This is a genomic window from Streptomyces sp. T12 (assembly GCF_028736035.1).
Lineage (GTDB): Bacteria > Actinomycetota > Actinomycetes > Streptomycetales > Streptomycetaceae > Streptomyces.
Genome location: NZ_CP117866.1, coordinates 7,995,888 through 8,008,152, shown reverse-complemented (window position 1 = coordinate 8,008,152; position 12,265 = coordinate 7,995,888). Strand labels below are relative to the sequence as shown.

Here is a 12,265-nt window from a genome sequence, read left to right as displayed (position 1 = left end):
GGGGGGACCACAACTTCTGGGCTGCTGCCGCAATCCAACCACTACATGTGGGGATTGGCTCATACACGCACGCCGTACGCGCGTGTCGCGCCTGCAGGAAACACCTGCCGTACGGCCACGCCGGCGCACCGCGCACCGGAACGCACAGCCGTATCGCTGCGGCACATACGGAGATACCGTGAGCGCCACACGGAGGGGACGTGGGACTCCCGCACAGATGGGGGTCGGTCACGGCTTGAACTGATGCCGGATGGCAGACTGGGGCGACAACCCACGAGGTCGTCGCCCTGGCGGTGAAGAGTACAACAATGGGCCCTTTTGCCCGCCGGGCAGCGCGTTAGCCATACACCCAGACACATGATCACGTCTGGGTATTCGCGATTTTTCACTCGAACGTGTGTTTGGCGCAACCTTTCGAAAGCAACTACCGTTGTGCAGCAGGGAGACCATCGAGAGGGGCCGACGTGACCACCACCGCAGACAGTGCCACCATCACTGCCCAGGACCGCTCCCAGGGCCGACTCGAGCCGGTGCATGCGATGAACGAAGCCATGAATCCCGAGGGACACAAGCGATCCCTCCCGGGCCGACCTCCGGGCATCCGGGCGGACAGCTCGGGGCTCACCGATCGGCAGCGCCGCGTGATCGAGGTCATCAGGGATTCCGTGCAGCGGCGCGGCTATCCGCCGTCGATGCGGGAGATCGGCCAGGCGGTCGGCCTGTCCAGCACGTCCTCGGTCGCACACCAGCTGATGGCACTGGAGCGCAAGGGCTTCCTCCGCCGCGACCCGCACCGACCGCGCGCATACGAGGTGCGCGGCTCCGACCAGGCAGCCGTGCAGCCCACGGACACCACCGGCAAGCCCGCCGCGTCGTACGTCCCGCTGGTCGGCCGCATCGCTGCCGGTGGCCCGATCCTTGCGGAGGAGTCGGTCGAGGACGTCTTCCCGCTCCCCCGGCAGCTGGTCGGCGACGGCGAACTGTTCGTGCTGAAGGTCGTCGGTGACTCGATGATCGAGGCCGCGATCTGCGACGGCGACTGGGTCACGGTCCGGCGCCAGCCGGTCGCCGAGAACGGCGACATCGTGGCCGCGATGCTGGACGGCGAGGCCACGGTCAAGCGTTTCAAGCGCGAGGACGGCCACGTCTGGCTGCTCCCGCACAACTCCGCGTACGAGCCGATCCCCGGCGACGACGCGACCATCCTGGGCAAGGTGGTGGCAGTGCTGCGGCGCGTGTGACGGCCGCGGCGGGCGAAGCCGATGGCGTCGCCCCCTGACCGGGCCCCGGGACCCCTGCGCCGGTTCCGGGGCCCTGTGCTGTTCCAGGCGCCGGGCTGCGCGGGGCCGGGCCCCACAGGATCTTCTGATCGGGGCTTGGCCTGTCGCAGCGCTGCGACAGGCCAAGCCCCGATCACTGTGGCTGTTCCGCCTCCGCCTTCTGTGCCGCCGCATCGATCGCGGCCAGGGACTTCCGGACCTGATTACGGTCCGTCGTGTACCAGAAGTCGGGCAGTGACGCCTTCAGATAGCTCCCGTACCGGGCAGTGGCCAGCCGCTGGTCCAGGATGGCGACCACGCCGCGGTCCCCCGACGCCCGCACGAGGCGGCCGGCGCCCTGGGCCATGAGCAGCGCCGCGTGCGTGGCGGCGACCGCCATGAAGCCGTTTCCTCCGGAGTCCTCGACCGCCTTCTGGCGGGCGCTCATCAAGGGGTCGTCCGGGCGCGGGAAGGGGATCTTGTCCATGACGACCAGCTGACAGCTGGGACCGGGTACATCGACGCCCTGCCACAGGGACAGCGTGCCGAAGAGGCAGGTCTTCGGGTCGGCCGCGAAGTTCTTGATCAGCTCGCCGAGCGTCTCCTCGCCCTGAAGGAGGATCGGGAACTCGGGGATGCGGGAGCGCAGTTCCTCGGCAGCCAGCTGGGCGGCCCGCATCGAGGAGAACAGGCCGAGCGTGCGGCCGCCGGACGCCTGGATCAGTTCGGTCAGCTCGTCGAGCATGTCCACGCGGTCGCCGTCACGCGCGGGGCGGGACAGGTGCTTGGCGACATACAGGATGCCCTGCTTGCGGTATTCGAAGGGCGAACCTACATCCACCCCCTTCCACTGGGGGAGGTCGTCACCCTCCGTGCCCTCGGGGGCAAGGCCCAGGGATGCGCCGACGCCGTTGAAGTCGCCGCCCAGCTTCAAGGTCGCGGAGGTCAGGACTACTGAGCGGTCCGCGAAGAGCTTCTCCCTCAGGAGGCCTGACACGGACATGGGGGCCACGCGCAGGGATGCTCCGAAGCGATCGTGACGCTCGTACCAGACGACGTCCCACTCAGAGCCGTTGGTGATCCGCTCCGCCACGTCGTGCACGGTCTCGACCGAGGCCAGCGCCTGTTTGCGGACCGCGTCCTCGTCCTGCACGGACTTGTCGCGGGTGGCGCCAATCCCTGAGATGACGGTGCGGCAGGCGTCACGCAGCGCCATGAGGGCGTAGGCGAGGTCCTCGGGAATCTCCTCCAGGCGTCCCGGCAGGGCCAGCTCCATCAGCCGTTCAAAGCCCTCGGCGGCGGTCTGGAGCTGGTCGGCGGCCTTCTCGTTGACGAGTTTCGCGGCGCGGCGCACCGCTCGGTTGACCTGGCCGGGAGTGAGTTCGCCGGTGGCGACACCGGTGACCCGGGAGACCAGTTCGTGCGCCTCGTCGACGATCAGGACCTCGTGCTGTGGGAGGACCGGGGCGCCTTCGATGGCGTCGATCGCGAGCAGCGCGTGGTTGGTGACGACGACCTCCGAGAGCTTGGCGCGCTCACGGGCCATCTCGGCGAAGCATTCGGCACCGTAAGCGCACTTCGATGCGCCCAGGCACTCCCGGGACGACACCGACACCTGCGCCCAGGCCCGGTCGGACACGCCGGGGGTCAGGTTGTCACGATCGCCCGTCTCCGTCTCGTCCGCCCAGTCACGCAGCCGCAGCAGGTCCTGCCCCAACTTGCTGGTGGGTGCGGCCGCCTCGAACTGGTCGAAGAGGCCCTCCTCCTCGTCCTGCGGGACGCCCTCGTGCAGGCGGTGCAGGCACAGGTAGTTCGACCTGCCCTTGAGCATCGCGAACTCGGGCCGACGCCGCAGCAGTGGGTGCAATGCCTCGACCGTGCGCGGCAGGTCCCGCTCCACGAGCTGGCGCTGCAGGGCCAGGGTGGCCGTCGCGACGACGACGCGCTCCCCGTGCGCGAGCGCGGGCACGAGGTAGCCCAGCGACTTTCCGGTGCCGGTGCCGGCCTGGACCAGCAGATGGGAGCCGCCGTCGATCGCCTCCGCGACGGATTCGGCCATGGTCACCTGGCCGGGGCGCTCCGTGCCGCCGACGGCAGTGACGGCAGCATGCAGGAGTTCGGGGAGTGAGGGCTTTGTCATAGCGCGACCACCCTACGGCCAGGCACTGACAAACGGGCGATCACGGTGGGGGCAGGGGGCGGGATCAAGACCGGGGGTTCCTCAGGTGGGGATCGGATTGGTTCGGGTGTGGCCGGGTTCGGCTCCGGTGTAGCTGGGATCGGTTCGGGTGTGTGGGATCGGTTCGATCGAGGTCAGGGGTGGTTCGTGTGTGGTCGAGGTCGGTTCGGATGTGGCTGGGGCAATTCGTGAGTGGTCGGGATCGGCTGGCCCTGGTGACGCGCCAGCCGCCTCGTGGGGTTGATCGGCTTGTTCGACTGCAGTGGTGGTTCGGCCTGCGAGCGGGATCGGGATCGGTTACGAGGGGGAGCCGGGACAGGTGCTGGCGGGATCCGGGTCGACTGTCGTGGGACGGCGGGGCCGGCCCTGTGCACCGTGCACCGCGGGGAATGGAGGCGGTCCGGGGGAAAGCGGCTCGGCCTGAATTCGGTTCGTTGGGAGTGGGAACCGGATCGGCGCGAGCGGTGTACCAAATGTGATGACGTCGCGACACGGCGTCACAGCAGACGGCGCAGGCTCCGGTCTCTGACCATGAGGGCGGCCCGCTTGGCGGGCAGGTCGACCTCGGCGGAGTACCGGAATCCGGCGCTCAGGAAAGCAGCGACGGAAGAGGTGTTGCGAATGTCGGGTTCGGCGACGATGCGAGCGCAGGCGGGCCGCTTGTCGAGCAAGAGGTCGGCGACGGCTCGGAGCAGAGTTCCGCCGAGTCCTCGGCCGCGATCACCGACGGCACCGATGAGGAGATGAACGCCGGTGTCATGGGGCCGAGCCGCGTAGTACCGGGCCAGCGGGTCGAGGTCGGCTCGGTAGATCTCCCAGTAGCTCATCGGCGTGCCGTCCAGCATGCCCAGGCACGGGACGCTGCGTCCATCACCGGAAAGCTGGGACCGCAGATGCTCTTCAATCGCGTTCCGGGGTCCCGCGAGCCCCCAGAACGCTGCGACGGCGGGGTCGTTCATCCACCGGCTGATGATCAAAAGATCCCGCTCGATCCGCACGGGGACAAGGTGAAGGGCTCCTGCAGGTGTACTGACCGGCCCCCAGTCGGCAACGCGGTCGAGTAGATCGTCGCCGATCGCGAGGAAGGAGGGAGGTGTGGCCATGCCTGCTGGGCCCGGTCTCCGCTCCCCATCGGCTCCGGCATCCTCCGCGAAGAGCACGACGAGTTCGTCGGGCAGGTGCAGGTCCAGCGTGTCCTCACTGTCTGCGCCCGCACCGACAGCCGGGTCGATACGACACTCACCGGCGCCAGGGCTCGTGGCGGTGCCGATATCGGTGACGGGGGCGATGCCGGCATTGGCACTCGCATCGGTGGGAGGCACGGCGACGCTCCTCTCAAGAGGCGGGGTGGGTCATGTTCCTCAGGGATGAAGGGAATTGGTGAGAGCCGGAGGCGATGGTCAGGAGCGCAGGAGGCGATCGGTGGTGGTCGACCGTGGGCAGAGGGGCAGGGCGACCTGACGAGGGCGGACCGTGATGGTCAGGAATGCAGGGGGTTGGCGATGGTGACGTACACGGACTGGGTGTCGACCGGGCCGACGAGTTCGTCGAGGCCGTGCAGCCGGGTCAGCAGGTTGGCCTTACAGCGCAGGACAGGTGAGTCGAGCAGATGGGCAGGCAGTGATGTGCGCAGCCGAGCTGCACCGGAGGCCACCTCGCCGAGGAAGCGGCGGAAGGCTGCGAGCAGTAGCTGTTCGTCCGCGAGACGCTGCGAGCCGAACGCTCCGATGAGACCGAGCACGTTGTTGATCGCGAGGTAGTAGGCGAAGCGTTCGTCGGCGACCTCGTCCGAGACGAAGGTGTCGCTGTGCTCACCGATGCCGGGCAGCCGCGCATCGAGTGCAGCGCGCCGGGACTCACGGAAGTAGTAGCCCTGGTTGTCTCGGTAACGGCCGCCCGAAGGCCAGCCGTCACCGTCCAGCAGGACCAGCGTGTTCTGCTGGTGTGCTTCCAGAGCGATTCCCGCCTCGGCATCGAGCCACAGCACGGGGCGGACGACCTGTTCGAGGTAGCGCAGGAACCACTCGGCGACAACGGCCCCAAGGGGGCGGCCTGTTCGATCAGCGAGACGCGTGACGAGCTCGGCCAGCCGGGACCGCGAGGGCGCCATGTCCCACGGGTGATGGCCCGCGGCGGTACCGGACAGTGCGTGAGGTCGGTGTGAAACGAGTCCGGCAACGCAGGACACATCGTCGGAAGACCTGAACGGGTTGTGCCGGATCATCACGTCGCAGCCGGTTACGGGGACGCCGTCCGGCCCGTCCACGGCGAGCCATGCCGGATCGCGAACGATGTCGAATCCCGGGTGCGCGGCGTGCCACCGCGTCGAGAGGCCGCTGCGCAGGAGTCGGTGGACCTCGACGCCACGGTGCAGTTCCTTCCGGAGGTTCTCACGGCGGGAGTTGGTGATGCGCAGGCCCAGCGAGAGTTTGAGCATGGCGGTGGCATCAGATCTGTGGACGGTTCTTACGGAGGAGGTGGGATGCCAAGGGGCGCCGTGGGCGCCGAGGACACGGAGCAGTCCGGCATCGAGCAGGACCTCGGTCTCGGGGCGGTGCTGGATCTCGCGCAGTTGCCAGGGGTGCATAGGCAGGGCCACGTACCCGTCCGGCAACGACAACTCAGGCCCGGCCAGGCGGACCATGAGCTGGGCCGCGGAGATGATACGGCCGCGCTCGGTCCATGCCGAGTCAGTGGCGAGCAGGGAAGGGGCGACAGCCAACCAGTGCAACGCGAAGGATCCGCGCAACTCGGGCGAATACAGCGGCGCTTCGGCCTCGGTGAGACCCTCGCGGCTCTTCGGCGTCGGGTGGAGTGGGTGTCCGAGAGTGAGCGCCTGCTCGGCCGCGAGGAAGATGTCAGGGCCGTCGGCGGGGTGAGCACGGCGCTCGCTGATAAAGGTGACGGTTCGTCGGACGGAGTCGGCGACGCGGGCGACGAGGTCAGTGTCCGCGGAGATTACGGGGATGGTCGGGGCTGCGGGCCTCGGAGCGGCGGGGGTTGGGGATACGGCGGCAGGAGCGGAGACGGAGGGTCCAGGGACGCAGGAGGAGGCCGGGCCAGAGGTGGAGGAGGCGGCGGCAGCGGAGTCAGGCACCGTGGAGGAGACGGGGCCACAACCAGTGGAGGAAGGGTCGGCGCCGGTCAGAGGGTCGGAGCAGGAAGCCTCGGAGACAGAGAAGACTGCGGGCACGGAGCCTGGGGGCGCCTCTGGGCGAGGAGCAGTCGCGGCTCGGAAAGGTCGCGTCGCGTCAGTCGAGGCAGTCGACGTATCGGACGCCGGCGAAGGGTGAACCCCCGCGGGAATCGGGCGAGCCGCTACACGCCCAGTGGTCGTCGAGGTGCTGCTCCCGGCCGTCGAGGCGGCGGCCGTAGCCATGGCGGCAGGGTTACTTCCCGCTAGCACCTCTCTGGTGAGTAGGGCAGCAAGGGTGACCGCGTCAGTCGGCGGGGACTGAGCTGGGACGTCGGCCAGGTGTGGGAGGCCGAAGCGGTGCCATCCCGTCGGGGACCAGTAGTGGACCGGGATCAGCAGGGCCGTACCTGTGGCGGGCAAGGGGATGCGGAGGATCCCGTTGGCTGGTGCCGGGACGTTGGTCTCGCGGACCCAGCAGCGGAGCAGGTTCTCGACGGCTGCGGCCTGGGCTGCGGTGTGTGGGTCGGGGTGCTCCAAGAGGTCTGAGGCGGCGGCACCGGGCAGCCGCTCAATGTCAGGGGCGCCTCCCTGCCTCGGCGCACGCGCCGACGCCGGTTCCTGCGGCGCGTCCCGTCCAGGTGCGTCGCCTTCCTGAGGTGCGTCGCCTCCCTGTCGCGTGCCTCCCTCCTGCCAGGAAGTGCCTGCCTGGGCGGGAACAAGCCCCTGCCCGCGAGGAGCCAACACCCTCCGAGGCGCAAGCGGCTCCTGCTGGGACAGGTCTGGGTCGGCGGAGCATCGCGCGCGAGTGTCGGGGCGGCCGTCGGGTGCGGGGGTCGTGGTCAAGGCTGGTCCTCTTGAGCTGGTTCTGACGCATGCGGCGACGGCCGCCGTGCTGCGGTGAGGGTGGGCGAGGGCTTGAGGGACCCGCGCTTCGAATGGGGGTGGGAGGAGGGCAGTTGGAAGCTGCTTCGGTTGGCGGTGGTTTCGGTGGGCGGTGGTTTCTAGGGGAGGCGAGGTTCCGATGGGGCGTGGTATGTCGTGCGAAGGTGAGCTGTTGCCCAGGAGTCGGTCGGTCGACGGACGCCGACGCGACGGCTCCGGGCGGAGTGCGTACTGGCGCACCCCATCGGTCGCAGCGCTACCCCGCCCGGTCGGTAAGGTCGCCGTGTCACCTGGGGCCCGGGGACGGCTGGTGCATCCGGTCCGCACCGAACGCGTCGTCATGGGTGTGGCTGTGGGACACCGCGGCCACCGCGTCGGAGAGTCGGTCCAGTACTGCGGCCGCCTGCTCGTCGCTGATGGTCAGGGGTGGAAGCAGGCGTACGACGCTGGCGTGGCGGCCGCCGAGTTCGACGATCAGGCCACGTCGCAGGCACTCCCGCTGGATGGCGGCCGCGAGTGGAGGGGCGGCGGGGCGAGGGGGGCGATCCGAGGTCTGCGCTGCCGCCGCGGCTGCTACTCGACCAGTGGGGTTGGCGCCCGCCGAGGAGCCACCTGCGCTCCGGGAAGGGTCGAGGCCCACCAGCACGCCCGCCCCACCACCTCCGGGCCAACCGATGTCGGGCGAAGCATCCGACTCGACCTGCCCAGGAACACACTCAACTCCGGCCCCGTCAATCGCCGCCAGGGGCGCCGACAGTCCCTCGCCGTGCTCGGAATCGGGCTCTGGCTCCACCACCTCGACCCCGATCATCAAGCCCCTCCCCCGCACGTCTCCTATGCACGCGAACTCCCCGGCGAGTCGCTGGAGTTGGTGCAACATGCGCGAGCCCAGTTCGGCCGCCCGCTCGGCGAGGCCGTTCTCGCGGACGTAGGCGAGCGTCGCCGTGCCGGCGGCCATGGCGAGCTGGTTGCCGCGGAACGTGCCGGCGTGGGCGCCGGGTTGCCAGGCGTCGAGGTCGTCGCGATAGACGATGACCGCAAGGGGCAGGCTGCCCCCGATGGCCTTGGAGAGGACCATCACGTCGGGGGTGACGCCACTGTGCTCCACCGCCCAGAAGGAGCCGGTGCGGCCGACCCCCGTCTGGACCTCGTCAGCGATCAGTGGGATGGCACGGTCGGCCGTGATCTGCCGCATGCGCCGCATCCACCCTTCCGGCGCGGGGATCACTCCGCCCTCGCCCTGGACGGGTTCGAGGATCATCCCGGCGGGGTGCGGCACGCCCGACTTGGGGTCGTCGAGGACGGATTCGGTCCAGCGGGCGGCGAGTTCGGCGCCGCGTTCGCCGCCGATACCGAAGGGGCAGCGGTAGTCCTGCGGGTAGGGCAGGCGGGCGACCCGTACGTCGAAGGCGCCCCCGGATGCTTCGAGCGCTCCGGCGGTCATCCCGTGGTAGGCGCCGCTGAAAGCGAGGATTCCTGTGCGTCCGGTCGCGGCACGGACGAGCTTGAAGGCGGCCTCCACCGCGTCGGTGCCGGCCGGTCCGCAGAACTGCACGCGCGCGCGGTCAGCGAGACCGGGCGGCAGAGTGTGGAACAGCTCGGTGATGAAGGCGTCCTTGACGGGGGTCGCCAGGTCGAGGACGTGCAAGGGTGCGCCCGAGTCGAGAACCTTGCGGATGGCCTCCAGGACCACGGGGTGATTGTGTCCGAGCGCCAGCGTCCCGGCGCCGGAGAGGCAGTCCAGGTAGCGGCGGCCGTCCGCCCCCTCGATGGTCAGGCCACGTGCCCGTACGGGCACGATCGGCAGGGCACGCGCGTAGGTGCGCGCGGCCGACTCGCGCGCCGACTGCCGCCGCAGGATGCCCTCGTGCACGGCACGCGCCTCCGTCGACTCGGATGTCCCCCCGCGCAAAGATTCGGTCACGGCCATGGCTCCCTGTCCTCCCGCTGTCCAGGGGCGAGCAGGTCTCTCGCATCCTCGCCCCACCCGACATACGAAGCCCCGCGAGCGTCGACTCGAAGCTCCGGGGAACTGGGCACTGGGGACCGCACACGGGCAGCTGGCCCCCCACCGCTACCAACCCCGGACCGTTCACCGGGTTACGGGTTGCTTCAAGATCCTTGCGGTGGGGGAAGCGTCGCCGGTGGACGTCTGTCGTGGTGCAAGCACACTGTGCGCAGGGCGGGCCGAACCGACAGGCTGACGCCCGTAGTTGAAACGGCCCCGTTCGATCCAGCGGGGGACGCTGCACACCGCCGCCCACTCGCGCGGGGCCTCCCGCTGCCGACGCAGACCGACGTAGAGCCGGGCCCATCGGCCTCGGGAAGGGTGACGGGCTGTGCTGCCTACGCCCTGGTGGCCCTCGTCCGCCGGCAGGTGAGCGAGGTGGGCAAGAGCCGATCCAGGGCCGGACACCGAGGGCAATGGACTGGTCGGGGCGATGGTGCGGAGCCGGTCCGGTGTCGGGATCCGCTGGGCGGAGCGAATCCCGGACACCTTGGAGCGGCCTCAGAGCCTGACTGTCGTCCAGCCCTTCAGGTCGTGGTCGTAGTAGTCGTTGGGGCGGGTGTACTTCCCGCTGGGGAGGTGCCTGAATTCCGTCGAGTACGTCTTGAAGGCTCCCACCGAACTGGTCAGGCAGTTGTCCGTCGTCGTCAGCGAATAGGCGCGGTAGGGGCTGAGGTTGAAAACCTTGAACGCGTTCTTCGCATCGCCGTGCCGAGAGTGCCGGCAGCGCATCTTCTCGTAGCCGCCCCGCTTGGTTGTTGGACTTGAAGGTGTTGATGATGGCGCGGTAGGTGCCCCGGGCGGACCAGCTGCCACCCGCCGCACGGTCGGGGGTTGCCCCGGGCTGTGCCCCGCGGCCGTCTTCGGTGGCGCCGCCCATCCAGCGGTTGCGAACACTTGGGCCACGGCAAGGCACGGTCACACGCCGTGCCCGGGTCCTGAGGATTCGCCGCGTGGCCCCGGTACCGGGAGATGCCCCCGGTACCGGGGGATGTCCGGGGCCACGCTGATCCGGGGCAGGCGGAGCAGGGCGTTCCTGCAAGCGCAGATGCCGGAACTGGTGGACGGCGAGCGCAGCCTTCCGCTCTCCCCACGCGGGCCGGGCGCGCTCCGGCTCGGTGGAAAAGGTGCAGAGGGTGCAGAGGGTGCCCGTAGGGCGCATGGTCCGCGCGCGGCAGGTGTGCGGCGGAGAGAGCCACAGCGTCAGCGGGGGACGTCGATCTCCCGCTTGAGGATCTTGCCGCTGGGAACCTTGAGCAGGGCGTCGAGGTGGTGGATGTGGCGCGGGTACTTGTACGGCGCCACGCGGTCCTTGACGAACCGGCGGAGTTCGTCAGGTCGTTGCTCGGCGCCGGGCCGGAGCACGACGGCGACGGCGACGGCGACGGCGACGGCGACGGCGACGGCGACGGCGACATCCTGGCCGAGGGTGTCGTGCGGGATGCCCAGGTCTGCGGCCTCCAGCACGTCGGGGTGTTTGTAGAGGACTTCTTCGATCTCTCGGGGGCAGATGTTGTAGCCGCCCCGGATGATCATGTCCTTCTTGCGGTCGACGACAAAGAGATAGCCGTCCTCGTCCTCCGGGGCGAAGTCGCCGGTGCGCAGCCAGCGGTCCTGGACGGTCTCCGTAGTGGCGTCGGGACGGATCCAGTAGATCCAGTAGCCCTTCATCACGTTGCGGCCGCGTACGGGCGAGTTCGCCGGTCTCGCCACGGGGCACCGGTGTGCCGTCGGGGGCGAGGACGCGGACCTCGACGCCTTCGATGGGTGTGCCGATCGAGCCGGGCTTGCGGGGCCGGTCGGGGTGGTTGAAGGAGACGACCGGGGAGCACCCGGACAGGCCGAAGCCTTCCAGGACCGCGCAGTCGAACCGCTTCTCGAAGCCGTGCAGTACCGGAACGGGCAGCGAGGCGCCGCCGAAGACGCACAGCCGCAGGGAGGAGGTGTCCGTGTCCTCGGGGTGCGCCAGCAGGGCGGCGTACATGGTGGGGACGCCTTCGAAGACCGTCACCCGGTACCGGGCGACGGCGTGCAGCACCTCGCCCGGGTCGAAGCGGGTATCAGTACGAGGCAGGCGCCCTGCTTGAGGGCGGTGTTCATCGCGCAGCCCTGGCCGAAGGTGGAGATGTGGAAGAGGGGCAGACAGCCCAGCACCACATCCCGTTCCGTGAGGTCGAAGAGGCGGGTGACGACGTCGACGTTGCGGATGAGGTTGTGGTGGGTGAACTCGGCGCACTTGGGGCGGCCGGGGGTGCCCGAGGTGTAGAAGATGGCGGCGGTCGCGTCGTCCTCCCGGTCGCAGACCGTTGCCATGGGTTCGTGTGCTTCCGCCACCGTGCTGAGGTCGGTCGGATCGACGCGGACGAGGCGGGTGCCGGCGGCGCGCGCGCCGCGGGCTCGGCCGCCTCCATGGCCTGGTCCACCGCGAACAGGCGGTCGGCGCCGGATTCGGAGTCGGCGAGGTAGTACTCCACTTCGCAGGCCTTGAACAGCGGGTTGATCGGCACGACGATGCCGCCGGCGCGCAGGATGCCGTAGGAGAGGACGACGAAGGCGGGCACGTTCGGCAGCATCAGCCCCGCCCGGTCGCCGGGGCGCAGCCCGTCGGCGGTGAGTGCCGCCGCGACCCGCGCGGACAGGACGTCCACCTCGCGGTACGTCCAGATCCGCTCGCCCAGCCGCAGGGCCGGGCGGTGGGGTGCCGGGCTGCGGCGAGCACGACGTTGTGCGCCAGGTTCGGCATCACACGTCCTGGTGAGGGCGGCCCGGCTTTCGCGGGCCGCGGTTCGATGGGCCGGCTC

The 12,265-nt window shown here is 69.7% G+C and carries 7 protein-coding genes and 2 pseudogenes; 1 reads left to right on the top strand and 8 read right to left on the bottom strand.

What is annotated here, in order from left to right; genetic code table 11:
- The first annotated feature begins 464 nt into the window (after nt 1–464).
- On the top strand, nt 465–1,241 hold the full coding sequence (gene lexA, locus PBV52_RS36025) for a transcriptional repressor LexA (RefSeq protein WP_128430851.1): 777 nt from the start codon (nt 465–467) through the stop codon (nt 1,239–1,241).
- 172 nt (nt 1,242–1,413) lie between these two features.
- Here lexA and PBV52_RS36020 read toward each other — a convergent pair whose 3' ends face one another.
- The 8 genes and pseudogenes from PBV52_RS36020 to PBV52_RS51885 all read right to left on the bottom strand — a co-directional run.
- Nucleotides 1,414–3,399: an ATP-dependent DNA helicase gene (locus PBV52_RS36020; RefSeq protein WP_274244195.1), complete on the bottom strand. Its 1,986-nt coding sequence runs from the start codon at nt 3,397–3,399 to the stop codon at nt 1,414–1,416.
- 536 nt (nt 3,400–3,935) lie between these two features.
- Entirely contained in the window at nt 3,936–4,760 is an 825-nt protein-coding gene (locus tag PBV52_RS36015) for a GNAT family N-acetyltransferase (RefSeq protein ID WP_274244193.1), read from the bottom strand.
- Nucleotides 4,761–4,918: 158 nt separating this feature from the next.
- Entirely contained in the window at nt 4,919–6,817 is a 1,899-nt protein-coding gene (locus tag PBV52_RS36010; RefSeq protein ID WP_373921948.1) for an IucA/IucC family siderophore biosynthesis protein, read from the bottom strand.
- A 925-nt stretch (nt 6,818–7,742) separates the two neighbouring features.
- On the bottom strand, nt 7,743–9,386 hold the full coding sequence (locus PBV52_RS36005) for a diaminobutyrate--2-oxoglutarate transaminase family protein (protein WP_274244192.1): 1,644 nt from the start codon (nt 9,384–9,386) through the stop codon (nt 7,743–7,745).
- A 579-nt stretch (nt 9,387–9,965) separates the two neighbouring features.
- Nucleotides 9,966–10,196, bottom strand: coding sequence for a hypothetical protein (locus PBV52_RS36000; protein WP_274244191.1), 231 nt, complete (start codon nt 10,194–10,196; stop codon nt 9,966–9,968).
- 471 nt (nt 10,197–10,667) lie between these two features.
- Entirely contained in the window at nt 10,668–11,177 is a 510-nt protein-coding gene (locus PBV52_RS35995) for an AMP-binding protein (RefSeq protein ID WP_274244188.1), read from the bottom strand.
- A gap of 37 nt (nt 11,178–11,214) precedes the next feature.
- Nucleotides 11,215–11,777, bottom strand: a pseudogene (locus PBV52_RS51890) (AMP-binding protein); the annotation flags it as partial.
- Nucleotides 11,778–11,837: 60 nt separating this feature from the next.
- A pseudogene (locus PBV52_RS51885) lies at nt 11,838–12,130 on the bottom strand (AMP-binding protein); the annotation flags it as partial.
- Nucleotides 12,131–12,265 lie beyond the last annotated feature (135 nt).